General features: G+C 62.3%; 20 protein-coding genes, 4 tRNA genes and 1 pseudogene. 14 read left to right on the top strand and 11 right to left on the bottom strand.

What is annotated here, in order from left to right; translation table 11 throughout:
- Positions 1-102 precede the first annotated feature (102 nt).
- Positions 103-1,080 carry an NADPH:quinone reductase gene (locus tag NFI08_RS20270; RefSeq protein WP_213229605.1) on the top strand — a complete coding sequence of 326 codons (978 nt, stop codon included), beginning with the start codon at positions 103-105 and terminating at the stop codon, positions 1,078-1,080.
- Between the two features lie 161 nt (positions 1,081-1,241).
- Here NFI08_RS20270 and NFI08_RS20265 read toward each other — a convergent pair whose 3' ends face one another.
- Positions 1,242-2,207 (bottom strand): MurR/RpiR family transcriptional regulator, encoded by a 966-nt coding sequence (locus NFI08_RS20265; RefSeq protein WP_349591369.1) that lies wholly within the window; start codon positions 2,205-2,207, stop codon positions 1,242-1,244.
- A gap of 155 nt (positions 2,208-2,362) precedes the next feature.
- Between NFI08_RS20265 and NFI08_RS20260 the strand changes: the two genes are divergently transcribed.
- From NFI08_RS20260 to NFI08_RS20250, 3 genes are all read left to right on the top strand, one after another.
- Positions 2,363-3,697 carry an aspartate aminotransferase family protein gene (locus NFI08_RS20260; RefSeq protein ID WP_349591368.1) on the top strand — a complete coding sequence of 445 codons (1,335 nt, stop codon included), beginning with the start codon at positions 2,363-2,365 and terminating at the stop codon, positions 3,695-3,697.
- A 98-nt stretch (positions 3,698-3,795) separates the two neighbouring features.
- Complete coding sequence (locus NFI08_RS20255) at positions 3,796-4,362, top strand: carboxymuconolactone decarboxylase family protein (RefSeq protein ID WP_349591367.1); 567 nt, start codon at positions 3,796-3,798, stop codon at positions 4,360-4,362.
- A gap of 138 nt (positions 4,363-4,500) precedes the next feature.
- Positions 4,501-6,555 (top strand): SLC13 family permease, encoded by a 2,055-nt coding sequence (locus NFI08_RS20250; RefSeq protein WP_349591366.1) that lies wholly within the window; start codon positions 4,501-4,503, stop codon positions 6,553-6,555.
- A 60-nt stretch (positions 6,556-6,615) separates the two neighbouring features.
- Here the strand turns inward: NFI08_RS20250 and NFI08_RS20245 are convergent, their stop codons facing one another.
- From NFI08_RS20245 to betI, 4 genes and pseudogenes are all read right to left on the bottom strand, one after another.
- Complete coding sequence (locus NFI08_RS20245; RefSeq protein WP_349591365.1) at positions 6,616-9,066, bottom strand: acyl-CoA dehydrogenase; 2,451 nt, start codon at positions 9,064-9,066, stop codon at positions 6,616-6,618.
- Between the two features lie 337 nt (positions 9,067-9,403).
- A pseudogene (gene betA / locus NFI08_RS20240) lies at positions 9,404-11,071 on the bottom strand (choline dehydrogenase); the annotation flags it as partial.
- A gap of 78 nt (positions 11,072-11,149) precedes the next feature.
- Entirely contained in the window at positions 11,150-12,619 is a 1,470-nt protein-coding gene (betB, locus tag NFI08_RS20235; protein ID WP_349591363.1) for a betaine-aldehyde dehydrogenase, read from the bottom strand.
- A 161-nt stretch (positions 12,620-12,780) separates the two neighbouring features.
- Positions 12,781-13,401 (bottom strand): transcriptional regulator BetI, encoded by a 621-nt coding sequence (betI, locus tag NFI08_RS20230; RefSeq protein WP_349591362.1) that lies wholly within the window; start codon positions 13,399-13,401, stop codon positions 12,781-12,783.
- A gap of 322 nt (positions 13,402-13,723) precedes the next feature.
- Between betI and NFI08_RS20225 the strand changes: the two genes are divergently transcribed.
- The 6 genes from NFI08_RS20225 (at position 13,724) to NFI08_RS20200 (ending at position 16,343) form a co-directional block, all read left to right on the top strand.
- Complete coding sequence (locus tag NFI08_RS20225; RefSeq protein WP_249742950.1) at positions 13,724-14,605, top strand: choline ABC transporter substrate-binding protein; 882 nt, start codon at positions 13,724-13,726, stop codon at positions 14,603-14,605.
- Between the two features lie 184 nt (positions 14,606-14,789).
- Positions 14,790-14,866 (top strand) — tRNA-Met (locus tag NFI08_RS20220).
- A 326-nt stretch (positions 14,867-15,192) separates the two neighbouring features.
- Positions 15,193-15,268: transfer RNA gene (locus NFI08_RS20215), tRNA-Asn, on the top strand.
- A 46-nt stretch (positions 15,269-15,314) separates the two neighbouring features.
- A tRNA-Asn gene (locus tag NFI08_RS20210) sits at positions 15,315-15,390 on the top strand.
- Between the two features lie 58 nt (positions 15,391-15,448).
- Positions 15,449-15,524 (top strand) — tRNA-Asn (locus NFI08_RS20205).
- A gap of 504 nt (positions 15,525-16,028) precedes the next feature.
- Positions 16,029-16,343, top strand: coding sequence for a YrhK family protein (locus NFI08_RS20200; protein WP_213229624.1), 315 nt, complete (start codon positions 16,029-16,031; stop codon positions 16,341-16,343).
- 206 nt (positions 16,344-16,549) lie between these two features.
- Here NFI08_RS20200 and NFI08_RS20195 read toward each other — a convergent pair whose 3' ends face one another.
- The 4 genes from NFI08_RS20195 to NFI08_RS20180 form a co-directional block, all read right to left on the bottom strand.
- Positions 16,550-18,043: a tripartite tricarboxylate transporter permease gene (locus tag NFI08_RS20195; RefSeq protein WP_045994605.1), complete on the bottom strand. Its 1,494-nt coding sequence runs from the start codon at positions 18,041-18,043 to the stop codon at positions 16,550-16,552.
- 46 nt (positions 18,044-18,089) lie between these two features.
- Entirely contained in the window at positions 18,090-18,659 is a 570-nt protein-coding gene (locus NFI08_RS20190) for a tripartite tricarboxylate transporter TctB family protein (protein WP_349591361.1), read from the bottom strand.
- A 92-nt stretch (positions 18,660-18,751) separates the two neighbouring features.
- Positions 18,752-19,720 carry a Bug family tripartite tricarboxylate transporter substrate binding protein gene (locus NFI08_RS20185; RefSeq protein ID WP_045994607.1) on the bottom strand — a complete coding sequence of 323 codons (969 nt, stop codon included), beginning with the start codon at positions 19,718-19,720 and terminating at the stop codon, positions 18,752-18,754.
- 76 nt (positions 19,721-19,796) lie between these two features.
- Complete coding sequence (locus tag NFI08_RS20180) at positions 19,797-21,206, bottom strand: NAD(P)H-dependent oxidoreductase (RefSeq protein ID WP_349591360.1); 1,410 nt, start codon at positions 21,204-21,206, stop codon at positions 19,797-19,799.
- Positions 21,207-21,493: 287 nt separating this feature from the next.
- Here NFI08_RS20180 and NFI08_RS20175 point away from each other — a divergent pair, with 287 nt between their 5' ends.
- The gene (locus NFI08_RS20175; protein WP_349591359.1) at positions 21,494-22,207 is read left to right on the top strand and encodes a GntR family transcriptional regulator; all 714 of its coding nucleotides are present in this window, start codon (positions 21,494-21,496) and stop codon (positions 22,205-22,207) included.
- Positions 22,208-22,404: 197 nt separating this feature from the next.
- Here the strand turns inward: NFI08_RS20175 and NFI08_RS20170 are convergent, their stop codons facing one another.
- Together NFI08_RS20170 and NFI08_RS20165 are read right to left on the bottom strand one after the other, a co-directional pair.
- Complete coding sequence (locus NFI08_RS20170) at positions 22,405-22,662, bottom strand: type II toxin-antitoxin system RelE/ParE family toxin (RefSeq protein WP_349591642.1); 258 nt, start codon at positions 22,660-22,662, stop codon at positions 22,405-22,407.
- Between the two features lie 164 nt (positions 22,663-22,826).
- Entirely contained in the window at positions 22,827-22,934 is a 108-nt protein-coding gene (locus NFI08_RS20165) for a hypothetical protein (protein ID WP_349591641.1), read from the bottom strand.
- A 1,131-nt stretch (positions 22,935-24,065) separates the two neighbouring features.
- Between NFI08_RS20165 and NFI08_RS20160 the strand changes: the two genes are divergently transcribed.
- The 3 genes from NFI08_RS20160 to NFI08_RS20150 all read left to right on the top strand — a co-directional run bounded on the left by NFI08_RS20160 (position 24,066) and on the right by NFI08_RS20150 (position 26,525).
- Positions 24,066-25,079, top strand: coding sequence for a restriction endonuclease (locus NFI08_RS20160; protein ID WP_349591358.1), 1,014 nt, complete (start codon positions 24,066-24,068; stop codon positions 25,077-25,079).
- 105 nt (positions 25,080-25,184) lie between these two features.
- Positions 25,185-25,427 (top strand): hypothetical protein, encoded by a 243-nt coding sequence (locus NFI08_RS20155; RefSeq protein WP_349591357.1) that lies wholly within the window; start codon positions 25,185-25,187, stop codon positions 25,425-25,427.
- Between the two features lie 75 nt (positions 25,428-25,502).
- Positions 25,503-26,525, top strand: a complete 1,023-nt coding sequence (locus NFI08_RS20150; RefSeq protein WP_349591356.1) for an AAA family ATPase — start codon at positions 25,503-25,505, stop codon at positions 26,523-26,525.
- Positions 26,526-26,566: the final 41 nt, after the last annotated feature.

Here is a 26,566-nt window from a genome sequence, read left to right as displayed (position 1 = left end):
GCCACGGCTGTGCCGACGGCAAATCCAGTTTGGACTTGACCGAGGTCGAGCAGAGCGCTTGACTGGGCGTACATACCCGTTAGCAGCGTAAGGAAGCCTTTCATGGCCAAGCGGATTCAATTCGCACGCACCGGCGATTCCGAGGTGCTGGAACTCGTCGATACACCGGCGGCCGAGCCGGGCCCCGGCGAGGTACGCGTCGCCAATGAGGCGGTGGGCCTCAACTTCATCGATATCTACTTCCGCACCGGTCTGTATCCGGCGCCGTCCCTGCCGTCGGGCCTGGGAACCGAAGGCGCTGGCGTGGTCGACGCCGTGGGCGAGGGGGTCGAGCATCTGCAGGTAGGCGACCGCGTGGCCTACGCTCAGGGGCCCCTGGGTGCCTACGCCGAACTGCACACCCTGCCGGCGGACAAGGTGGTGGCGCTGCCCGAGGGGATCAGTTGCGAGACCGCAGCGGGGGCCATGCTCAAGGGGCTGACGGTGCAGTACCTGCTGCGTCAGACCTACCCGCTGCAGGGTGGCGAGACCATCCTGTTCCACGCCGCTGCCGGTGGGGTGGGGTCGATTGCCTGTCAGTGGGCCAAGGCCCTGGGCGTCAAGCTGATCGGCACGGTCAGCTCTGTCGAGAAGGCAGAGCTTGCCAAGCGCAACGGCGCCTGGGCGACCATCGACTACACCAAGGAAGACGTGGTCGAAAGGGTGCGCGAGCTGACCGGCGGCGAGATGGTCGACGTGGTCTACGACAGCGTCGGCAAGGACACCTGGGAGACCTCGCTGGACTGCCTGAAGCCGCGCGGCCTGATGGTCAGCTTCGGCAACGCCTCTGGACCGGTCGAGGGGGTCAACATCGGCATCCTCAACCAGAAGGGCGCGCTCTACGTCACTCGGCCGAGCCTCAACGGTTACGCCGACAGCCCGGAGCGGCTGCAGGACATGGCCGACGAGCTGTTCGACATGATCGAGAGCGGCAAGGTGAAGATCGACGTGGCCCAGCGCTTCGCCCTGGCGGAGGCCGGCAAGGCGCAGGACGCCCTGGCGTCACGCAAGACCACCGGGTCTACCGTGCTGCTGCCCTGAGCGATCGATCGCCGATCCCTGTCTTCCTGATCGAACCTGTCCTCCGGACAGAGCGGGCCCGCCAAGTTGGCGGGCCCGCTTGCATTTCAGGGAGGCGTCGGCCTGACGGCGGAGTGGCTTGCGTACCGGCGGCCCTGGTCGCCGTCTGTTCTGCCTTGGCGCTACAGCGACGCCCCCAGCTCGCGAATCATCCTCTCGCGCCGCTTGAGGGCGGCCAGTCCCTCGTCGCCCAGGCGATCGGCCACCTCGGTCAGCAGGCCCTGGGTCAGCAGGAAGAAGGCGCCCATGGCGTTGGAGAAGAACAGGCTGTCGGTAGGCACCAGGAAACGGTATTCGGCGACCCGGGCAAGCGGAGACGACTCGCTGTCGGTCAGGGCGACCACCCGAATCCCCGCCCGCGCCGCCACCCGAGCGGTTTCCAGCACGCTGGTGGTGTAGGGAAAGCAGCTGATCACCACCAGCAGGTCCCCTTCATCCAGTTGCGCCAGGGCGTCGGCCACCCCCTGGTGTCCCGCATCCAGCTCCCCGGTATCGGCACGCAGCATGCCAAGCCCATAGGCCATGAACTGCGCCAGCGACGCAAACTGGCGTTGCCCGTGGACCCTGACCCGACGGGCGAGGGCCAGCAGCTCGACCACCCGGTCGTAGTCATCGGCGTCGAGTCGCTCGAGCAGGCCAGCGAAGTTGGCGCTCTCCTGGCGTCCGAGCCGGGCCAGCCGGGCGACCCCCTGGCCCTGGTCGCGATCGGTCGAAAGCCTCGAGGCCAGGTCGCTGTAGAAGTGCTCGCCGCCATCGGCCAGATCCCGCCGAAACACCGCCTGCAATTCGCCGAAGCCGTCGAAGCCCAGGCGCTGGGCCAGCCGGGTCAAGGTCGAGGGGTTCACCTCGAGCCGCCCGGCCAGCTCGCTGATCGAGGCCACCGCACTCGCCTGCGGCGACTCCAGCAGCGCCATCAGCACCCGCAACGATCGTTTGCCCAGGCGAACCTCGCCGTCACCGGCCTGGATCTGCGCTGCCAGCTCCTTCAGGTCGCCGAGGGTGCTCGATTCGCCGAGGCGAACAGGGCGGGGCCGAATGCTCCGCTCGGTCGGTGGCTTGGTGGAGGGCTTCGAGTCGCGAGAGGGCATGGCGTCTCCTTGAATGACGAGCGGGCCAGTGTGCCAGCTTGGCGGGCGTCTGTCCGGTGAGGCGTAGACACAATTTGCAAATATGCATTGTGTAAAAATAGAACGCATTTAATATTTGCATTTGTGCGATGTCGTATCTACCTGCTGGAGGTTCCATGAGCCGCGTCTTTCACCGCCACCTCAAGGCGTCCTATCCCACCGCGGTGGCAGGCGATGGGCCCTATCTGATCGATGCCGCAGGCAAGCGCTACCTCGATGCGTGTGGCGGCGCGGCGGTGTCCTGCCTGGGGCATAGCGATCCCGAGGTGCAGGCCGCGATCAGCGAACAGGTCAAGCGTATGGCCTACGCCCATTCAAGCTTCTTTACCTCGGAGCCGATGGAGGCGCTGGCCGACTTCCTGGTCGATCGCGCGCCCCAGGGCATCGGCAGCGTCTACTTCGTCTCCGGTGGTTCCGAAGCGGTGGAAGCGGCGCTGAAGATGGCGCGCCAGTACTTTCTCGAGATCGGCCAGCCAGAGCGCACCCAGGTCATCGCCCGGCGCCAGAGCTACCACGGCAATACTCTTGGGGCGCTGGCCACCGGCGGAAACGCCTGGCGTCGGCGTCCCTTCGAACCGCTGTTGGCCGACACCACCCACGTCAGCCCCTGTTACGCCTATCGCGGCCAGCGCGCCGACGAGAGCGCCGAAGCCTACGGCGAGCGACTCGCGGTGGAACTCGAGGACACCATCGAGCGGCTGGGATCACGCCGGGTCATGGCCTTTGTCGCCGAGCCGGTGGTGGGGGCGACCCTTGGCGCGGTGCCGGCGGTGCCCGGATACTTTCGGCGGGTGCGCGAGATCTGTGATCGTCACGGCATCCTGCTGATTCTCGATGAAGTGATGTGCGGCATGGGGCGCACCGGTAGCCTGTTTGCCTGCGAGCAGGAAGGCGTCAGCCCCGACCTTCTGACCGTGGCCAAGGGCCTGGGCGGGGGCTACCAGCCCATCGGCGCCACCCTGGCCAGTGCGCGTATCCGCGACACCATCGCCGAGGGCACCGGCTTCTTCCAGCATGGCCACACCTATATCGGCCACGCCACCGCCTGCGCCGCGGCGCTGGCGGTGCAGCGCGCGGTAGAGAAACGCGGCCTGCTTGAGCAGGTGCGGGCCGGGGGCGAGGCGCTGCGTGCTCGCCTCGAGCAGCGCTTCGGCGACCACCCGCACGTCGGCGATATTCGCGGACGCGGGCTGTTTCTGGGACTCGAGCTGGTGGCGGACCGGGCCAGCAAGGAGCCCTTCGATCCCGACCAGCGCCTCAACGCCGCGGTCAAGGCCGCCGCCATGGACCAGGGGCTGATGTGTTATCCCGCCGGCGGTACCCTGGACGGACGCCGTGGAGACCATGTGCTGCTGGCGCCGCCCTATATCGTCGAGGAATATCATCTCGACGAGATCGTCGACAAGCTCGACGCCGCCTTGCAGCAGGCGCTTGGCCAGGTGGGCCATTGAGTCCGTGCCTGGCGCTTCGGCCCGCACAACACCACTGACACACCAGGCCCGCCAAGGGGCGGGCTTGCGACCTTTTTTCCCACGTACAGGATGACAGCATGACCCTTCGTTCCCGCTTGCCCGAGCTTGACGACGCCACCATGAGCGCGGAGCAGCGCCGGGTGCTCGACGATATCCTCAGCGGCCCCCGCGGCAACCTCGATGGTCCCTTCCTGGCCTGGGTGCACAGCCCGCAGCTTGCCGACCATGCCCAGCGCCTGGGCGCCTTCTGTCGCTACCATACCTCGCTTCCGCTGCGCCTCACCGAGCTTGCCATCCTGACCACCGCGGCCTGGTGGAAGTCCCAGGCAGAGTGGCAGATCCACGCCCCCATCGCCCTCAAGGCCGGCCTGTCCGAGTCGGTGGTCGAGGCCTTGCGAGAAGGCCGCCAACCGACCTTCGAGCGCAGCGATGAAGTCATCGTCCATCGCCTGGCCAGCGTGCTGTATCAGCACCGGCGCGTCGATCAGGCCACCTACGACAGGGCTGTGGAGGCCTTCGGCGAGGAGGCCGTGGTGGAACTGGTCGGGGTGCTTGGCTACTACGCCCTTGTGGCGATGACGCTGAACGTGTTCGAGGTTCGCCGAGGCGATGAACCGCTGCCCTTCGTCGAACCCTCCCTTTGACGAACCCTCCTGGGCGCGCCGACAAGGTGTTTTAGGCTACGCTGAATCAGCGGTACCCTGGCGCTTTCTCGGTGACGCTTTCGCGACCTCCAGCACTCTGCAATCGCCCGTCAGGGCGCCGCCCAGGGAGGGGCCGGCATGGACGACAGTCTTCTGGTATTTATCGTGCTCGGGCTGACGCTGGCGGCGTTCGTCTGGGGGCGGTTTCGTTTCGATCTGGTGGCGCTGGCCTCCTTGCTGGCCTCGGTGGTGCTGGGGCTGGTGCCGGCCGACCAGGCCTTTTCCGGTTTTGGCCATCCGGCGGTGATTACCGTGGTGGCGGTGCTGGTGCTTTCCCGTGGCTTCGAGCGGGCCGGGGTGGTAGACGTGATCGCCGCCCAGGTGCTCAAGGTCGGCGACAGGCTCCTGTATCAGCTATTGGCGCTAACCGGCCTTGTCACCGTGCTGTCGGGCTTCATGAACAACGTGGGGGCGCTGGCGTTGCTGCTGCCGGTGGCCCTGCGGATGTCGCGCGAACACGATACCTCGCCGTCGATCCTGCTGATGCCGCTGGCCTTCGGCTCGCTGCTGGGTGGCCTCACCACCCTGATCGGGACCCCGCCCAACATCATCATCTCGAGCTACCGCGCCAGCGTCGCCGGCGAGCGCTTCAGCATGTTCGACTTCTTCCCGGTAGGCGGCGCCGTGGCAGTCGCCGGGGTTGCCTTTATCGTGCTGCTGGGCTGGCGCCTAGTGCCAAGGCGCACCGGCCAGGCCAGCCGCGACGCCATGTTCGATACCGCCCACTATCTGGTGGAGGTGCGGGTCGACGCCGATGCCCAGGCCCTGGGCTGGTCGCTGCACAAGCTGAGGCGCAAGCTCGACGACAACGTGCCCGTGCTGGCGCTGGTGCGGGGCGGTCATCGCTACGCCGGTCACTCTTTCTATGGGGTGCTCAAGGAGGGCGACATCCTGCTGCTGGAGGCCGGTCCCGAAGAGCTCAAGGCGCTGGAGGATCGGGCCGGACTGCGGGTCGGTCTGGCACCCGAGGAGGCGCCGGATTCTGATGCCGAGCAGAGCGACGCCGAGCCGACCGACACCGAGCCAGCCAACACCGAGCAGACCGGCAGCGATGATCAGGTGCGGTCCTCGGACAACGCAGCGGCCACGTCGACGTCGGCCCAGCCGTTGAACGCAGACGGCAATGCCGGGTCCGCTTCGCTGGCCCAGCGTACCCGCCAACTGGTCGACGAGGACGAGCAGGCGCGAGAGCGCCGCATCACCCTGGACGAGACCCGTGAGGCGGCGCGGGGCACCGAGGACGGTGACGAGCGCCAGGACGACAAGGCCCCCGAGGACCTGCACCTGATCGAGGCGGTGGTGCGCAACGACGCCGCCATCAGCGGCCGCACCGCCGCCGAGCTGCGCCTGCACCATCAGTACGGCCTGCACCTGGTGGCGGTGGCCCGTGACGGTGGGCGCCTCAAGCAGCGTCTGCGCGATATTCGTTTTCGGCCCGGCGACGTGCTGCTGCTGCAGGGCGATCCCGAAGGGCTGGGGGAGAGCCTGACGGTGCTTGGCTGCCTGCCGCTGGCAGACCGGCGCCTGACCCTCGGCCAGCCGCGCCAGCTTGCGCTGTCGGTGGGCATCTTTGCCGTCGCCATCACGGCCATGCTGTTCGATCTGCTGCCGGCGGCGGTGGCCCTGTCGCTGGCCGCGCTGGTCACCCTGCTGGTGGGGGTGCTGCCGCTGCGTGAAGGCTACCGTGCCATCGACGGCCCGGTGGTGGTGTTGCTGGGGGCGATGATTCCGGTGGGGCAGTCGCTGGAGTCCAGCGGCGGGGCAGGTCTGATCGCCGATGCCATGCTCGGGCTTGGCAGCCAGTGGCCGCCCATCCTGGTGTTGGCGGGGCTCTTCATGGTCAGCACCTTGCTGTCCAACGTCATCAACAATGCGGCGGCGGCGCTGTTGATGGCGCCCATCGCGGCGAGTCTCGCCAGCGGTTTCGAGCTGTCGCTGGACCCCTTCCTGATGGTGGTGGCGATCAGCGCTTCCTGCGCCTTTCTGACGCCCATCGGCCACCAGTCCAACACCCTGGTGATGGGCCCCGCGGGCTATCACTTCAGCGACTATTGGCGCCTTGGCCTGCCGCTGACCCTGGTGGTGATGGTGGTCGCCATCCCGCTGATCATGCTGGTCTGGCCGCTGCAATAACGGCCAATAAAAACGCCCGGGCTGGGCCCGGGCGTCGTGGTGGTGCGAGCAACGTCGGCGTTACGCGGTGACGTTGTGGTGGTTCATCTTTTCCTTGTCGGTGACGAAGGCGTCGAAGGCGAAGTCGTCCACGCTCAGCATGTCGAGCACCTCGGCCTCGCGCTTGCGCATGAAGTCGGCATCCTCCTCGCTGATCAGACCCTCCTCGAGCGCGGCTTCCAGGCGTTCTTCCGGGTGCAGCGCCTGCACCGGCAGCTTGCCCTTGGAGTACGCCTTGTTGATCTGGCGATAGAGCACCTCGGCGCGGTCCTGGGTTTCCAGCAGGGCGTTGTAGCGCGCCACCGGGTTGTCCTGGACCTGGTCGTTGCTGTCCCAGGCGCCGACCAAGAGCTTCTTGCGCAGGGCGCTGTCGGTGGACACCGCACGGGCGATGGACCGGGCCAGGTCGTCGTGGGGGCGTGCCCAGCGGCGGCCCAGCGGCATCACCAGCACCTTCAGGGTCTTGCCCAGCGCCCGGTTGGGCAAGTTGTCGAAGACCTCGACGAAGGCTGTCTCGGCGCGGTTGAGCAGGAAGCGGCAGGCGTAGTGCATCAGTTCCGCCTCGCCCTCGACCTTGTCACCCTCGTGCCACTGCTTGATCACCATGCTCACCAGATAGAGGTTGGAGAGCACGTCACCCAGACGCGCCGAGAGCATCTCGCGCTGCTTGAGTTCGGCGCCCAGGCTCGCCATGGCGGCGTCGGCGCACAGGCTGAAGCCGGCGGACAGACGGGCCACGTCCTGGGCGTAGGGGCGGGCGACCTCGTCGAAGGGGCAGGACGGCTTGCCGATGCCCAGGCCCATGGTGAGGGCGCGGGCGGCGTTGCCGAAGATCAGCCCGGCATGGCGGAAGAACGCCCGGTCGAAGGCCTTGGCGTCATCGGCATCCTTGGCCGCCAGTTCCTCCAGCACGTAGGGATGGCAGCGGATCGCGCCCTGACCGAACACCATCAGGTTGCGGGTCATGATATTGGCGCCTTCCACGGTGATCGCCACCGGGTTGGCGCTGTAGCCGATGCCCAGGTAGTTGCGCGGGCCCAGAGTCACCGCCTTGCCGCCGTGGATGTCCATGGCGTCGGCCAGGATGTCACGCTGGAACTCGGTCAGCTGGCTCTTGAGGATGGTCGAGGGCACCGCCGGCGCCTGGCCGTGGTCGATGGTGTTGGCGGTCTGGTAGACCGCCGCCTGGGCGATATAGGCCTTGGCGGTAAGACGTGCCAGCGGCTCCTGAATGCCCTCCATCTCGGCCACCGGCACATTGAACTGGCGACGGATGCGGGCGAAGCCGCCGGCCCAGCCGATGGCGTAGCGGCCGGTGCCGGTAGCGCCGGAGGGCAGGGTGATGCAGCGGCCGACCGACAGGCACTCGATCAGCATGCGCCAGCCTTCGCCGGCCATCTCGGGGCCACCGATGATGGTGTCCAGCGGCACGAACACGTCCTTGCCACGAATCGGACCGTTCATGAAGGGGCTGCCGATGGGGTGGTGGCGGCGGCCGATCTCCATGCCGTCGGTGTCACGCGGTACCAGCGCGCAGGTGATGCCGAGGTCCTCGGTGTCGCCCAGCAGGTGGTCCGGGTCGAACATGCGGAAGGCCAGGCCAACCACGGTGGCGATGGGCGCCAGGGTGATCCAGCGCTTGTTGAAGGTCAGGCGCAGGCCCAGCACTTCCTTGCCGTCGACTTCCTGCTTGCACACGATGCCGACGTCCGGCAGCGAAGTGGCGTCGGAGCCGGCGCGGGGGCCGGTCAGGCCGAAGCAGGGGATCTCGCGGCCGTCGGCCAGGCGCGGCAAATAGTGGTCCTTCTGCTCCTGGGTGCCGTACTTGAGCAGCAGCTCACCCGGACCCAGTGAGTTGGGGACACCCACGGTGGACATCAGGGTCTCGTTGACCGCGAGCTTCTGCAGCACCGCCGACTGGGCCTTGGCCGAGAAGCCGAGACCGCTGTACTCCTTGGGAATGATCATGCCGAAGAAGCGTTCCTTCTTCAGGTAGTCCCACAGCTCCGGCGGCAGGTCAGCGCGCTCGCGGGCGATGTCCCAGGCGTTGCACATGCCGGCGGCCACGGTGCACTGATGGTCGATGAAGGCGCGTTCCTCGTCGCTGAGGCCGTCATCCTTGAAGTCGAGCAGGCGCTGCCAGTCAGGACGGCCGGAGAACAGCTCACCGTCCCAGGCCACGCTGCCGGCCTCAAGCGCAGTACGCTCGGTATCCGATACGCGGGGGGCGACCTTCTTGAACATGGCGAACAGACGCGGCGACAGCCAACCTTGGCGCAGCGCCGGCAGGCCGCAGACGGCGATGACGGCGGCGGTGATCAGCAGCAGTACGCCGACGAATTCGGCGTCGAGGACCAGGCCCGCGACCCCGAGAATGGCGGGCAGGGCGGCGGCAGGCGCGGCCCCGGCCTCGCGGCGGGCGATGGCGATCAGGCCAACGACCGCAAAGATGAGCAGGAGCAGGCTGAGCATGGGCGGTTCTCCTTGGAGAGCGATGAGAGGAAGTGTGGTTGTAATAAAACGCCTGTTTGAATTCTTGCAGATTAGCCCATCGCCTGACAACCGGCCATCGAAAACCTTGCCTCTTGCACCATGGTCGAACTAGAGGTCTCTTAGCTGCACAAAAAAGGCCCCGTGAAAGTCACGGGGCCAGGTCGATGTCGTCTAAATCGTGTCGCCGCCAGCGGCAGCTTTTCCGGCGTCAGCCAGGCTGCGCTGTGCTATCAGAACTTGCACCAGCACCAGCACGCGCGGAGAGGCGCCGCTCGCTCTGGGTCGGATGGGCCTCCTCGAGCCGGCGCTGCGGCGGCTTCTGGGCCGGGGCGCCGTTGGCCACGTAGTAGGGCGCCTGGCTCGGCGGCAGCGGCTCGCGGCCACGGATCTTGTCGGCCATGCGCTCGGCCAGCATGATCGTCGGCGCGTTGAGGTTGCCGGTGGGAATCACCGGGAACAGCGAGGCGTCGACCACCCGCAGGCTTTCTACCCCGTGCACGCGTCCGGCGCCGTCGACCACGCAGTCGTCGCCGTCTCCCATGCGGCAGGTGCCACAGGGATGATAGGCGGTCTCGGCGTGGCGGCGCACGAAGGCGTCGAGCTCATCGTCGCTCTGCACGTCCGGCCCCGGCGAGATCTCGCGGCCGCGGAACTCGTCCATGGCTGGCTGGGCGATGATCTCGCGGGTCAGGCGAATGGCGTCGCGGAACTCTTCCCAGTCCTTTTCGGTGGACATGTAGTTGAACAGGATCGAGGGCGCGGCCTTGGGATCGACCGAGGTCAGCCGCACGCGGCCTTCGCTCTGGGAGCGCATCGAGCCGACGTGGGCCTGGAAGCCATGGGCCTGCACCGCGCTCTTGCCGTTGTAGCTGATGGCGATTGGCAGGAAGTGGTACTGCAGGTTCGGCCAGGCTTCCTCTTCGCTGGTGCGGATGAAACCGGCGGCCTCGAACTGGTTGCTGGCGCCCACGCCGCTGCCCTTGAACAGCCACTCGGCGCCGATCGCCGGCTGGTTGTACCACTTCAGCGCCGGGTACAGCGAGATCGGCTTCTTGCACTCGTACTGGATGTACATCTCCAGGTGGTCCTGCAGATGGGCTCCGACGTTGTCGTTGACGTGGACCGCCTCGATGCCGAGCTCCGCCAGCAGGTCCGCCGGGCCGATGCCCGAGCGCTGCAGGATCTGCGGCGAGGCGATGGCGCCGGCGCACAGCAGTACCTCGCGACGGGTGCGTACCTCCTGGGTCTGGCCCTTGCGCTGATAGCGCACGCCCACCGCACGCTTGCCCTCGAACAGGATGACGTCGGTGGTGGCTCGGGTCTCGATGGTCAGGTTGGGGCGCTTCCTGGCCTCGTCCAGATAGCCACGCGCGGTGGAGGCGCGGCGTCCCTGGGGCGTGACGAAGCGGTCCATGGGGCCGAAGCCTTCCTGCTGGTAGCCGTTGACGTCCTCGGTGGCCGGGTAGCCCGCCTGCTGTCCCGCCTCGATAAAGGCGTGGTAGAGCGGGTTGTTGCCGGGCTTCGGGGTGGCCACGCACACCGGGCCATCGCCGCCATGGTAGTCATTGGGACCGATATCGCGGGTCTCGGCCTTCCTGAAGTAGGGCAGGCAGTTGGCGTAGTGCCAATCCTCGAGCCCGTCGCGCTTGGCCCAGCCGTCATAGTCCAGGGCGTTGCCACGGATGTAGCACATGCCGTTGATCAGCGAAGAGCCGCCAAGGCCCTTGCCGCGACCGCACTCCATGCGGCGATTGTCCATGTGCGGCTCGGGGTCCGTCTCGAAGGCCCAGTTGTAGCGCTTGCCCTGCAACGGATAGGCCAGCGCTGCCGGCATCTGGGTGCGGAAGTCGAAGCGGTGGTCCTTGCCGCCGGCTTCCAGCAGCAGGACCTGGACGTCCGGGTCCTCGGTCAGACGAGTGGCGAGGACGTTGCCGGCGGAGCCGGCGCCGATGATGACGTAGTCGAATTCACGGAGCTGTGACATGTGACGCCTCCCTGAAGGCAATGGGGTGACCGGGTCAGGCGTGACGCGGTGTTCGAGTGCTGTCGCGACAGGCCGGCCTTAGAAGACCGACTCGAAGGGGCCCATTTCGACCTGGACCGACTTGGTCTGGGTGTAGTGGGCCAGGGTCTCGATGCCGTTCTCGCGGCCGACGCCGGACTGCTTGTAGCCACCCACCGGCATTTCGGCCGGGGACTCGCCCCAGGTGTTGATCCAGCAGATGCCGGCTTCCAGGCGATGGATCAGGCGATGCGCACGGTTGAGGCTCTCGGTGAAGACGCCGGCGGCCAGGCCATAGGTGGTGGCGTTGGCGCGCTCGAGCGCCTCCTCGTCGGAGTCGAAGCCGAGCACCGACATCACCGGGCCGAAGATCTCTTCACGCACGATGCGCATGTCATCGGTGCAGTCGGTGAACACCGTGGGGGCCGCCCAGGCACCCTTGGCCCAGTCGCCCTGGTCCCATGCGTCGCCGCCGGCCAGTACCCGGGCGCCTTGCTGCTTGCCCAGCTCGATGTAGGACAGCACCTTCTCCTGGTGTTCGAAGCTGACCAGCGGACCGAAGTTGACCGAGGGGTCCATCGGGTCGCCGGCCTTGATGCGCGCCACGCGCTCCTCGAGCAGTGCCTCGAAGTCGTCCTTGACGGCGTTGTCGACGAACACCCGGGTGCCGTTGGTGCAGATCTGGCCGCTGGAGTAGAAGTTGGCCATCATCGCCGCGTCGGCGGCACGGACCAGGTCGGCGTCACGGCAGACGATCAGCGGCGACTTGCCGCCAAGCTCCATGGTGACGTCCTTGAGGCTGGAGGCGGCGGAGGCCGACATTACCTTCTTGCCGGTGCCCACCTCGCCGGTGAAGGAGACCTTGGCGATATTCGGGTGGCCGGTGATCGCCTGGCCCACCTCGGCCTCGCCGTGGACGACGTTGAACACGCCATCGGGCAGACCGGCTTCGGTGAACACCTCGGCCAGGATCATGGTGGTCAGCGGGGTGACCTCGCTGGGCTTGAACACCACGGCGTTGCCGGCGGCCAGCGCCGGGGCGGACTTCCAGCAGGCGATCTGGATCGGGTAGTTCCAGGCGCCGATGGAACCGATGACGCCCAGCGGCTCACGGCGGGTATAGACGAAGCTGTCTTCGCGCAGCGGAATCTGGCTGCCTTCGATGGCGGCGGCGAGGCCGGCGTAGTATTCGAGCACGTCGGCGCCGGTAACGATATCGACGGTGGACGTCTCGCTGAACGGCTTGCCGGTGTTGCGGGTCTCGAGCTCGGCGATCTCGTCGTTACGCTCGCGCAGCAGCGCCACGGCGCGGTTGAGGATGCGTCCGCGTTCCATGCCGGACATCGCGCCCCACACCTTCTGGCCGCGCTGGGCCGCGGCGACAGCGGCGTCCACGTCGGCCTGGCTTGCCACCTGCACGTCGGCCAGGTGGCTGCCATCGTAGGGGTTGGTGACGCTGAAGGTCTCGTTGGAGGTGGCGTCGGTCAGACGGCCGTCGATGTAGAGCTTCTGGAGTTCGAGAGTTGCCATGGCATCCTCCTGTCGAAAGGGCATGTGTCAGCAAGCTGACAGCGATGTCGGGGCGATAAGTGAAGAGCAAGAATGTGCGCGTGAGTGGCGCAGGTGTTGAGCCTGCCCACTCGGTCTGCCTGAGATCCGGCTCGAGGCTCGGGGCCTTGGCCGGAAGAGACTCAGGCCGGTTCGGGTTCGCGAGCCGCAGCGGGCGCGTGGCTGTCGAGCAGTCGATTCAGGTACTCCCGCGCCAGCTGGCGGGCCTGGACCGCGTCCAGGCCTTCCGGCGACAGGGTGCCGCGCAGCCACAGACCGTCGATCATCGCGGCCAGGCCATTGGCGGCGCGCTGGGCCTCGTGTCGGGGCATCAGCCGGCGAAACTGGTAGCACAGATTGGCGTACAGCCGCCGGTCGTTGATCTTCTGCAGCCGCTGCAGGTCGGCCTTGTGCATCGAGTTGGCCCAGAAGGCGAGCCAGGTGCCGGCAGCGCGGGCGTTGGTCTGGGAGGCGTCGAAGTTGCCGTCGATGATCGCCTCCAGATGGGCACGGGGGCTTGTGTCGCTCAGCGACTTGCGCCGCGCCGCCACGGCCTGGCCCAGGTCATGCTGGATCTGGCGCATGGTCGCCTCCAAGAGGCCATCCTTGCCACCGAAGTAGTGGCTGATGATGCCGGCGGAGACCCCGGCGTGGCGGGCGATACGCATGATGGTGGCATCGGCAAGCCCCACCTCGTGGATCGCCGCCATGGTCGCCTGGATCAGCTGCTGGCGGCGGATCGGCTCCATTCCTACCTTGGGCATGACAGACCTCCGTGCCGTTCGCCCTCGAACATTGAGGTGCCCGAGAGGTGAATCTGTTGATGCGCGTCTCGAGCGATATCGTGCTCAAGAGTTGAATCTAGTGACTTGCTCCTCGAGGCACCCCCGAGGTTAGGATGTAGAGAGTATGCCTTTTATTGATTGGACGTTCAATCAAAATCTGGTCGATTCAACGGCACAGTCGTGATCAGGCCACCATACTGCAACCGATAACCTCAACAAGGAGTGCATCATGACGACCCCGACGATTCCCGCTCTGTCCGTGCTGGCGGCTGCCATCGCCGGCCTTGCCGCCCCCCAGGCGATGGCCGCCGATGACAGCTGCCAGCCGGTGCGTTTCGCCGAAGTCGGCTGGACCGACATCACCGCCACCACCGCGCTGACCACCGAAGTGCTGAAGGCCATGGGCTACGAGACGCGTATCGACACCGTCTCGGTGCCGATCGCCTACTCGGGCATGAAGAACGACGACTTCGATGTCTTTCTCGGCAACTGGATGCCGTCCATGGCGTCCATCAGCGACCCCTACGTCGAGCAGGGTGATGTGGATCGCCTGGGGGCCAACCTGGAAGGGGCCAAGTACACCCTGGCGGTGCCGCAGTATGTCTACGACGCCGGTGTCACCTCGGTGGCGGATCTCGACGAGCACGCCGACAAGTTCAATAGCGAACTCCACGGCATCGAGGCCGGAAATGACGGCAACGAGCTGATCCAGCAGATGATCGATGATGACGCCTTTGGGCTTGGCGACTGGTCGCTGATCGACTCAAGCGAGGCCGGCATGCTGGCGGAGCTGCGTGCCCGCGTCCCCGACGAGACCTGGATGGTGTTCCTCGGCTGGGAGCCGCATCCCATGAACACCAATTTCGACATGGCTTACCTGGAAGGCGCCGACGATTACTTCGGTCCCGACCTGGGCGGCGCCACCGTTTACACCAACACCCGCGCCGGCTACACCGACGCCTGCCCCAATGTCGGTGCGCTGCTCAACAACCTGAGCTTCACCCTGGAGATGGAAAACCAGCTGATGGGCACCATCATGGATGACGGCACCGCCCCGGATGAGGCCGCCCGCGACTACCTCAAGGCCAACCCGGAGCTGCTCGCCTCCTGGCTCGAAGGCGTGGAGACCGCCGATGGCGAGCCAGCCCTCGAGGTGGTCAAGGCGGAGTTGGGTGTTGAATAAGCCAGCACTGGGGCGCTGAACAAGCCTGAGCTGACTGTCTAGCAAGCCCAGAGCGTTCCAGACTGGGGAGAGAGTAGGGCAGGCCCGTCATCGAAAATTTCGCAGGCGGGCTTGCCAAGTTCATGAACGGTGTGCATAATTCTCCCCCGTCGACACGGCGCTTTTGCCGCATGACGACCCAAAAGGCTACGTAGCTCAGTTGGTTAGAGCACATCACTCATAATGATGGGGTCCCCTGTTCGAGTCAGGGCGTAGCCACCAGGATTTAGAAAGCACCCGCTGACCGAGGTCAGCGGGTGCTTTCGTATGCGTCGGTTTTTTGCCTCCCGTCAGCCATCGTCTGGCACTGCCTTTCAGCGTTTGTGACCCGCCCGCACCTGCCCGGTGGGCGAGGGACCAGCGTTCAGGGCAGGGCTTTAGGATAGGGCTTCAGGACGTGCAGTGCACCGTGACGGCAGCCAGAGCCTCCCCGAACCCAGGTTACGAGGCGGATCAGCGGGTTAAGCCAGCCCTTGGGTCAACAAAAGCGCAACCGGGCTTGACGATCTCGGAGCGATCCGTATACTACGCCCCGTGCTTGAGGCGATTCCCCGATAGCTCAGTTGGTAGAGCAAATGACTGTTAATCATTGGGTCGCAGGTTCGAGTCCTGCTCGGGGAGCCAACCGCAACGGTTGATCCCGCGTCACGCACCGACAATTCAAGGTAATTCCCCGATAGCTCAGTTGGTAGAGCAAATGACTGTTAATCATTGGGTCACAGGTTCGAGTCCTGTTCGGGGAGCCATCTTGCCTTGCAGCATTGCTGACATTGTCGCCAAGCTTGAAGTACTGCACATCGTTGTTCCCCGATAGCTCAGTTGGTAGAGCAAATGACTGTTAATCATTGGGTCACAGGTTCGAGTCCTGTTCGGGGAGCCAGTGCGGCATCTGGCACTCATAGCGCTTATCGCTAGTTCCCTCGGTGCAACCCTCCTTCTTGTTACTCTCTTCGTAGCGAATCCCTTCTTAGCTATTTTCTCCGTTGTTACCTAATTTCTCCTGCTCGCTGTTTCTCGCCAACTGGCGGCGACACGTGGCTCGATTCGCTCCATCCTCGCTCTCGCGCTTGCCCAATGGCGGCATCAGTCTTATCTCGACGCTGCTTTTTCGTGTGTCGATAGCTTCGACCCAGTTCGTCCCTGGGCTGCAGCACGCCAGAAGGGCCCGCAGAACCAGCTCACGCACTCTTGTCATGGCATCTTGTTGGGAAGCCTCCCCGCTGGCAAATGGCCTTTTCAGGCGTCATCCTTGGCTAAATGATTGATGGTAGGCGGTCGCTGCCGACGTTGGACGTTTCGGCTGGACAGGATCGACGTTAGACGACGCGGTGACGCCTCACGCAGCCAGGCATGGCTTGGGAATTACGGCGAAAGGAGATGCAGCATGAGCGATAAATCAACCTCTCGGGAGCCGTCGAAATCTCCCGCCCTGACTCTGCACATCGGTCATGAAGAGCTGGTCATTCGCCAGCGCTACGAGGTGCTCAGTATCGTCAACGACCTCTTGATCGGCACCTGGTTTATCATCGGCAGCATCCTGTTTTTCTACGAGTCGCTTGCCTATATAGGGACCTGGCTGTTTCTGATTGGCAGTATCGAGATGATGATACGGCCGCTGATTCGCCTCGCCCGGCGGGTCCATATCAAGCGGCTGCATCCGGAGGCGCCTGCCGCGGTGGATGCGGGGCATGACTATTGATCCATCCTCGGATCGCTGCCTTTTCCGGTTGTTGATGGTGGGCTTGGTTGGCGGGGGCAGGAGGAGACTTACTTGCGAGTGAGTCGTTAGCCGCCAGTGCCTATAAGTAGAAAGACATCGCCCTCGTTGCCTGGTCGGCAGCGAGGGCGATGTCGTTTCTGCGTGGGGAGGATGCTGGTGGTCAGCCGGTGTGTGGCTTTATCACCTCAGCCCATCGCAGCGGCCCGGTTCCTCGCCCGCTTGCGCAGGGCAATGACGATGGTGGTGCCCAGAAGCAGCACGGCGATGGCGATCAGGCTTGCGCTGATCGGGCGCGAGAAGAAGATGCCGAGGTCACCCTGGGACATGGCCAGCGAGCGACGCAGCTCGCTCTCGGCGATAGGGCCGAGCACCAGGCCAAGAATGATCGAGACCAGCGGGAACTTGATCTTCTCCAGCAGGAAGCCGAGTACCCCGAAGCCAAGCATCAGCCAGACGTCGAACATCGAGTTGCGCACCGAGTAGGTACCAACGATGCAGCACATCAGGATGATCGGGCCCAGCGCCGAGTAGGGCACGTTGAGCAGTCGGGTGAACAGTTTGATGAACGGCTTGGAGAACGCCAGGATCATGAAGTTCACCACGAACAGCCCAGCGAACACCGCGTAGATCAGGTCGCTCGAGGTCAGCATGAACATCGGCCCTGGCTGCAGGCCATGCATGATAAAGGCGCCGAGGATGATCGCGGTGGTACCGCTTCCCGGAATACCGAGCGCGAACAGCGGCACCAGGGCGCCCATGGCGGCGGCGTTGTTGGCGGCCTCCGGTGCAGCGATACCCTCCGGTGCGCCCTTGCCGAACTTCTCCGGGTGCTTGGACCAGCGCACGGTCTCGCTGTAGCTGACCATGGCGGCGGTGCTGGCGCCGATGCCCGGCAGGATGCCGATGATGACGCCAAGTATCGATGAGCGCGACAGGGTCACACCGATCTTCTTCAGGATGGGGGCGTCGAAGATCTTGATCTTGACCTTGGTCAGCGGCTGTTCGGCGTCACGGCTCAGGGAGCGCTTCATCACCTCGGACACCGCAAACAGACCGACGATGACCGGAATCAGCCCGACCCCCTCGGCCAGGTTGAGGTTGTCAAAGGTATAGCGGCTGGTGCCGGTGAGCGGGTCGATGCCGATGGTGGCGATCAACAGGCCCAGGGTGGCGCCGATCAAGCCGAGGATCAGCCGGCCACCGAGGGAGGCCACCACGGTCAGGCCGAGGATGGCGAGTGCGAAGTACTCGGGGGAGGAGAACTTCAGCGCCACCGAGGCCAGCATCGGGGTGAAGATGATCAGCGCGATGGTGCCGACCAGCCCGCCCACCGCGGAGCTCAGCACGCCGATACCCAGCGCCTTGCCGGCCTCGCCCTGCTGGGTCATGGGGTAGCCGTCGAAGGCCGTCATCACCGCTTCCGGGGTGCCCGGGGCGCGATAGAGGATGGCGGTGATCAGCCCCGAGAAGACGGTGGAGCCGTAGATGGCGGTCAGCAGCATGAACGCCTGGGTGGGCTCCATGCCGTAGGTGACCGGCAGCAGGATGACCACCAGGATCACACCGCTGATGCCCGGCAGCGCGCCACCGATAAAGCCGATAAACACGGCCGAGGTCAGGATCAACAGGTTCATGGGCTGGAAGACCACGCCTAGCCCACTGAGAAAACTCTCCAGCATCGTCAGCTCCCGCGAAATACTGGTGGAAAATCGTACCGGCTGGGTGTCATGGCAAGGGGATGCCCAGCAGGGTGGAGAACACGCCCTGGATCAGCGCAACGGCGATGACCACGGTGGCAAGCAGGGCCGCCCAGTGGCGCGCGCCAAGCAGCAAGGTGCAGGCCAGGGTGAAGATCACGGTGGCCAGCAGAAAACCGATGGCCGGCATCAGCAGGGTGTAGGCAACGGTGGTACCCATCAGCCACCAGTGGCGGTTGGCGGCAAGAAACCCAGGGTCAAGAGCAACGCCAGCGGCTTCGGTGGTGCTGTCGGTGACGTTGTCGGTGGCGCTGTCCTGGCCGGCGTCAGCCTGTTGGCCGGGATCGGTCGCGGGGTTTTTCGCCATCGCGGCCTTGGCCTCGGCGTCGCTGGCACGCTCCTTGGCCTGGCTCATGCGGGTGGAGACCAGCAGGGTCGCCGACAGCACGATCAGCAGGAGCAACAGCGACAGTGGCCACAGGCGCGGGCCGATAAAGGTCGAGACGTCCTCGGAGCTCGGGAAATCAAGCGTCGGCACCAGGGTGACGGCGGCCAGTACCAGCAACAGGACGGCAAAGACGGTGAACTTGGTATGCATGGTGAGGCTCGGTTCACGGCGGGCCAGCGGGAGCGAGTCCCGTCAGCGCAAGGTGAGGGGCCGGGTAGAACCCGGCCCGCCAGTCCACGGGATCAGGTGTTTTCCAGAAGCCGCGTGTAGAGTTCCAGGTTCTGCTCGAGCTTCTCGCGGTAGTCGTCGCTACCCAGCCAGCCCTCGCGGTAGTGCAGGTTCACCCGCTCTTCGTACTCCTGGTAGGTCTCGGAGTCGTAGACGCTCTTCAGCGTGGACTCGAGCTTCTCGACGATGGCGTCCGGGGTGTCGGCGTGGACGAAGATGCCGCGCTCGTTGCCGTCGGTCAGGTCCCAGCCGTTCTCGACGGTGGTGGGGATGTCCGGGAAGTTCTCCAGACGCTCTTCGGCGAACACCAGGATCGGCATCATCTCGCCGGATTCCATGTAGCTCAGCACCGAGCTGATCTCGCCGAACAGGCCATCGATGTTGCCGCCCATGACGTTGGCGGCCACGCTGCCTTCCTCGTCATAGGGGATGAAGCTGATGTCCAGGCCGGTGGCGTCACGGAAGGACAGGAAGGCCATGCGGTCGGGGCTGGCCGCGTGGGTGCCGCCGATGATGACCTGACCCGGGTTGGCCTTGGCGTGCTCCATGAAGGCGTCGAAGTCGGCGTACTTGTCCGGATCGACGATCAGCGTCATCACGTCGGACTGCATACGCGCCACCGGGGTGAGCTGGTCGAGGCCGGTGGGGTTCTGGCCGGCGGCAAGCGAGGTGACCAGGGTCGAGGAGGCGAAGTCCAGGGTGTGGCCGTCGGCGTCGCCGTTGGCGGTACGCTGGTGGGCCAGGGCGCCGGAGGCGGACGGCAGGTTGACCACCGTCACGCGGGTATCCATGGCCTCTTCAAGCAGCGGCTTGATGGTGCGCGCGAAGTTGTCGGTGCCGCCACCGGCGCCGGCGGCGACCAGGAACTGCAGCGGCTTGGAGGGGAAGTCGGCCGCCTCGTCGGCGGACAGCGCGGCGGGGCTCGCAACGACGAGCGACAGGCCGAGGGCGCTGGCGGTGATGATCGCGTTTCGGGTGATCATGGCGTTCTCCTGGGGGTGGTTGTTGTGGTTGAGCATGGGCAGATGCCCATTGGTTGCCAGGTGGCCCGACATGACGTCAGGCCGGTTCGGAGGAAGATTCGGCGGTGGAGAAGAACATCGCGTCCTGCTCGCGGCGAAGGTGGAGCAAGGTGGAGTCCGGCAGCTGCACGTCGGCCACGCTGATCAACTGTCCTGCAGCCACATCGCGCTTGAGGACAGCGCCGGGCAGCAGATAGAAGGGCACCGGGGTGGCATCGAGTAGCGCAGCGGCGGGATGCACCTCGGGCTGAAGGCCTGCGATGTGGCGATGGTGGCCCTTCATCTCGAGCTCCTGCCCCTTGCTGAGTGACACCGTGGCGCGGGCGACCAGGTCAACCGCCGGGCGGGTGGCCTGGCCGCCGCCGGAGGGCAGGCCCTTGAGCACGGCGTCGAGCAGCGAGATCGGCGCTTCCAGGCCCAGCAGGTGGCGCGGCAGGTAGACCATGGCGCTTTTCTTGCTGCGGCTCAGGATATGGCCCTTGCCGTCCAGCACCTCCCAGGCGTGGGCGTCCTCGCAGCGCACCACCACGAAGACGCCACCGGCGAAGCTCAGCTCATCCGGGCGGCGCAGGCAGTTGAACACCTCCAGACGCCCCGTGCCGGAGAGCACGCCGCCGTTGCCTTCCAGATCCAGCAGGGTCGGCACCTCATGGGTACGCAGCACCAGGGCGTGGAAGGCAGGGTGGTCAGGGGTAAGGCCAGTGGCGTTGGCCACATTGGTCATCTCGCACAGGTCCGGTGCGGAAATCTGCGGAATGGCGCTCAGGTGTTCACCACGGGCGCGCACCACGCTGCGCTCGTCGCCCTCAGTTAGTGTCCACAGGTCGGCCATGTCCGGGGCGTCGAAGCGGGTGCCGTTGCACCAGATCGCCTGATCCGCCTCGTCCCAGACAAAGTCGTATTCGCTGCTCTTGCCGGCGGCGATGATCTCGAAGCCCAGCGTCTGGGCCCAGGTCACCAGGCCGATCAACAGACTCGGTTGATCACCGTCCAGCGGAGTGAACAGGCGACCGTGGCGGTTGCCCAGGCGGGTCAGGTAGGGGCCGACCACCGATTCGGTTTCCTTGGTGGCGATACCCACGTGCTTGCCGGCCTTGAGTGCACTGGCCGCGTGGGTGGCACCGGCGTTTGGTATACCAGTGCTTTCCACCAGGATGTCGAAATCCAGGTGCTTGACCACTTCGAGATCGCCACAGGCGACAAATTTACCCGCCTGCCAGGCGTCGCTTGCCTCGTCCGACGTTTGGCATACCGCAATCTGCGAGGCCGGAATGCCGGCCTTCTCGAACGCCTGGGCGGCCGTCTCGGCGCTGATGTCCACCGCGATGCGCGCGTTCATGCCGGGCATCTGCTGGGCCTGACGGAGGATGCCGCGACCGAAATCGCCAGCGCCCGCGACGCATGCCTCGACGGTGGTGGCGGTATCAAAGTGGTGAAGGTAGTTCATGGTCGTAGAGCGTCTCCGTGCTGGCCTGGCCAACCGCTGGCGCGTTGCCGGGGGCTGCCTGAGCGGGTTGAAGGCCTCGGTCTGGAAGGATCGGGCGGGATCAAGATGCAGAGAAATGTAGTGGTATACCATTTTGATGGTCAAACGATTGGGGCATAGACCTTGGTCGCATAAAGCAAAAGATGTGCGTTATATCGTTGAATAACAACGAATAAATACAGTGAGGTAAAGCGCGTAAATGTTTGCCCACCAAAAAACGGTATGCCATTCTTTAGGCATCGAAGACCATGACGGCAATAACGATGGACGAAGCGGCAGTGGACGCACGCGAAGGACTGGTGGAGAAGGTCGCCAACTACCTGCGTGAACATATCGTGATGGATCACTTCCAGCCGGGACAGCGGCTGCCCGAGCGCAAGCTGGCCGAAGAACTGGACGTCTCGCGCACCCCCATGCGCGAGGCGTTCAAGATCCTCGCAGCAGAAGGGTTGGTGGTCATCTCCCCGCGACGGGGAGCGGTGGTCGCCGACGTCAGCCCCCAGGACGTGCAGGAAAAGGCCTACGTGCTGAGCGTGCTGGAGCAGTCAGCCGCGGAGCTCTGCTGCGCCAATGCCAGCGACGAGGACATCGCCGAACTGCAGGCGTTGCACTTCGAGATGAAGGCCGCCTTCCTGCGTCGCGACCGACAGAACTACTTTCGCCTGAACCAGGCGATCCACAACCGTATCGTCTCGCTCTCCGGCAACAACTCCCTGATCGAGATCCACGCCACCCTGAGCCGACAGCTCTACCGCGTGCGCTACCTTTCCAACCTGAAAAACGAGAAGTGGTCCGTGGCGATGGACGAGCACGAAGCCATCATGGCCGCCCTGGAAGCCCGCGACGGCAAGCAGGTGGGCAACGAACTGCGCAACCACCTCGGCAAGACCTGGATGAAGTACGCCAACCCCGCACCCAAGGACCAGCCTCTCGCCGATGTTGACACCGAGAGCGGCGAGTAGGTGAGCCAGGTGCGGCAGGCTACGCCGGCCAGCCAAGGGCGTGATAGCGAGACACTGATGGGCAGGATGCAGAGCAGGTGAGGTAATGACGCTTAACGGATATCGAGCGAAGGGGAGGGGCCGGCTGACTCCGTCCATCAGCCGAGCCAAGAAGCTACGTCCGCTTCGAGCCTTTGCGGTCAGAGAGTGATTAGCCGTCAATCGGCGGGCGGGAATTGCTGCTTTTGGTGAAGGACCCGCACGATCCGGATATCTAAGCCTGCCAACTGATAGGAGATCAGAAGCGATACTTCCGTTAGGATTAGCAAGCGATCAGGTATACCTTGGCGCTCTACGCCGAGTAGCGGTTGCAGCATCAGCAGTTCTGCCCTTTCCTCGATCAGGTCATCAGTCCGTTCGGCGACCACAGGATTGAACTGGTAGAGGAAGTCGAAAATGGCTTCACGCCTTGTCAGACCCTCTTCTTCCCATGGAATCGCCGATTACCGGGGCAAGGTCACGGGCGCGGATCCGTGACTTTCGTTCTGCCATCCGGGATTTTGCGGTTTCATGATCGACAAAGGTCGCTGCACCGGCTTCGAGTCTGTCAAACGCTCGCTTGACCTGAAGCGATAACCCGTCATGGTGTGACGTTGCTTGGCGCTGTTGCTTGGCGCTGTTGCTCGGCGAGTTGTTCTGCCAATTCCCTGCAGGCGCCACTGAGCGTACGCCCCTGGCTCTCTGCCATCTGCTGGGCTAGGCGCTTTGTCTCTTCATCGATACGAAACTGTATACGGGTATCCATCTGAAGCCTCGCAGCTCATTCTGACGTGTTCACGTATATTGGCTCGTTTTGGTGCTCAGTATGGTAACCCAGGCCCGCTTGCCGCGCTGGGCGTGAAGGCGCCTCCTGGTAACGATACCTGGAAGCGTTGCCTCACAGGCGCGCGGAGTCGGTCCCGTCAATGGCGGCAAGGTTCGGTGGTGGATCAGAAACGCATCGCGGTTACCTGGCGCCGAGCTGAACAAGCTATACCACCCATCCGCCATATGCGAGTGATCGCTTGCTCGCGCTGGGCATGGCTGTCGTACCAGTATCAAATCCCTATACCCGATTCAGACGCAAGCAAGTGCTTCCAAAAAGTGGTTTCCGAAATTCGACAGTTTGTAAGACTTAAGCCAAAAAACGCGTAAATTCGTTCCCATTCCTCACATCTTTTGTCTATTCTGCTGCTATTAGCCAATGCCAAGCAATAAACAGTGCCGCTACGAGCACGAATACAACGATCATGCGCAGGGATAGGAAAGCCGACTATGGCCAAGGGATGACCAGCCAACGCTAATCTGACGTTCAATGCAGGCGCCTTACCGCCTGGATGGCAGCGTACTGCCGTTTTTGGTTACCCGCCCTCAATTCCTTCCGTACTCGTGATCGCACAGCGACCTTCGTCGCCTGGGTGGTCATGTCGTGTGGCCGTCGTGGCGGTAGCGTGGCTGGTCGGTAGTTTGTAGGTGACGGGGAGGTGTGCCTTTCTCTTCGCGATATGCCTTCGCAGTTTCTCTGCGTGCAGAATACATGCGTGTATATGAAATCAGACATAGGATTTACAGGCATGCTCGAAGTGATGCATCAGAGAGCGTGTCTATGGGTCATAGGCGCTATAAAGTTGCGGAAAATGAATGGGTTTGAAAGCTCAAAAGAGCGATTTTGAGTATGCGCGCTTTGAAGATGAGAATGCACGTTTTATCCCAGGTTACTCCGCCGTAAAGTGAAGGATGGACGCATGAGTTCAAAGGTATAGGCTGCAACCTGGGCAGGTTCGTGCGGAAGAAAAATAAGCATTCCGTTGAATAAAAATATTATATCTAAGGACTAAGCATGGGAGCAATATGGTTCGACAAGCATGATTTTGCCGACCACCTTCATGAGGTTGTTGGCTATAAATCTGGCGTCGCTGCTTCAATTGAGCATATGTGCGATATGCTCATAGGCACAGGATTTGATGACGAAATAGTTTCTTCTGAAGAGCACGGGATTCGAATTAGGTCCGAAGATTATGACACCCTCTATTACACCCTTTTACATAAAGTTGGGGTTACAGACAGACCCTTAGATGGAATATTTGAAATATTCAAAATCTCGAGGGAAATAGAGCGCAGATATAGTGCCGATTTCGCCCACTCTATTCAAGACATTTATCATAGAAACATTGAAATCGAAACAAAGAAGGCAATCCAAGAGGGAAGAAAATCATTACGCCAAGAAGGAATGATGAGAGAAGCCGCTCAGGTTCACGGTAAGGCAGGCCTAGATGCAATTGTGTTGTTGATCCAAGGGTATGATGATTTGCTGAAACACAGCCCACATACTGCAATGAAATTTCACCAGTACACTGACATTGTAAATCTGTCGGATTTATTCGAGCAATACAATCCAGTTGCAGAGAAGGGGGTATTCCTTGATCAGCGTTTTATGGACTTTCTTTCAAACAATCTTCACAAGCTAGGTGATATTCATTGGAGAAAATTTGAAGAGCTGACTGCTGAATGCTTCCAAAGATTTGGTTACATTGTCGATTTAGGCCCCGGAAGTAATGATGATGGTGTGGATTTGAGAGTGTGGAATAATGCGGAAGATGGAGCGCCGGAGTTTATTATTCAATGCAAGAGAATTAAATCAAAAATTGATAAGGTGACGATTAAGGGACTGTATGCGGATGTATTGCATGAAGGATGTAAACTCGGGGTGCTGGTGACATCTTCTGAATTTAGCATCGGGGCTCGTTCCACAATTGAAGCTCGAAGCTACCCCATAGAAGAGGTGAATCGAGACAGCATTGCCAAGTGGCTCCGAGAGCTCAGAACGCCGGGTACGGGTATAGTGCGTGTGTAGTGCAAAAGATATAACAATCGCAAGCACACGGAACAATTTTCCGCTGCGCTTCAAATTGTCCGGTGTTGCGGGCGTTATGTGTCTAGCTTCTCTGGAGGACGATAGATGGACGACGACGTAGAACTCGAGATGAGTCCTCTGTGCCAGGAGCTCACCGACACCGGGAAGACAGTGCAGGTCGAGATATATCGCGGAGAGGAGAATGGGGGGATTCTCGAGGTAGTGGATGAAGAAGCTACTTATACCGTCTGGAATGGGCTTTTCGCGACCGATGCCGATGCTTTGGGAGAATTGAAGGCGGCGATACGAGAAGAGGATATCGATGTCTTGATTGGGAAGCCTGAGTAAACTGGATACCAAATATACATAATAAAGATTTTATACGCGAATCTAGTCCGAAGAGAATTTTAGGTCAGGGAAGCCATGTCAATAAAAAACATACAAAGATTAAAGCGATTCGGTATCTTCCAAGATCATACGAACAGCAATGCTAAAGATTTTGGAAAATACAATTTGTTCTATGGGTGGAATGGAAGCGGAAAATCTACGCTTTCGGGCTTGTTTCGGTGCGTCGAAAATAAATCCACTTCAAGTAAATTTCCTTCTTCAGAATTCTCGATAAGCGTAGACACCGGTACGCCTATCACACAAGCGAGCGTAGCGAATTCTGATCTAAATATATATACCTTTAACCAAGATTTTATTGATGAAAATATTTCATGGAATAGCATTGTAAAAAGTATATTGCTTGTTGATAAAAAAAAGATTGAAGAGCGTGAGAAACTAGAAAAGCTAAAAAAGGAACAGGAAGTTGATAGCAAAGCATACGGAATAGAAGCTGAAGTAATAATGAAGCTTGATAGCGCTGTTTCAAAATTTGGGACAGATAGTGCGCGACATATGAAGACAAGTCTTCAGTCCATTGACACTACAGACAGTTACTACCTTAACTACGATAAGCGTAAATTTGGAAAATTCATAGAAGACCACTTTGAAGAAAGCAAGTCGGAAGACTCGCTTCTTGATGATCAACAAATTGTTGAGTTAACCAATGCCGCAAAGCCTGATCAAAAGTCCCCGATCACTTTCAATCAACAGTCCATTAATCAATATATCTTCACCAAAGCAAAAGAACGTCTTGATGATCTTTTAAAAACCAGCGTGGTTAGTCAAACTATTCAACGGCTTGTTGAGCATGGTGATATAAAGTCTTGGGTTGAAACTGGTCTTGATCTTCATAAGCGTCACGATACAAACCAGTGTGAATACTGTGGAAACACCATCACGGAAGAACGCACCAAACAGCTTGAAGCTCACTTTAATAACGATTACAAAGCCTTTCAAACGAGGCTTAAAGGTGCTGATGGCTGGCTTGCTGGCCAATATATTCAGTCCCCAACACTACCGGCCACAAGTGATCCCGCCTCATTCATGGGGCAGGCCTGAAAACGAAGATAGCGGATGGTATTCTCTTAAAAAATCAGTGA

The sequence above is a fragment of the Halomonas sp. EF61 genome (assembly GCF_040147045.1).
Lineage (GTDB): Bacteria > Pseudomonadota > Gammaproteobacteria > Pseudomonadales > Halomonadaceae > Halomonas > Halomonas litopenaei.
The sequence above is the reverse complement of the archived record's forward strand: the minus strand, read 5'-3'. Positions and strand labels throughout refer to the sequence as shown.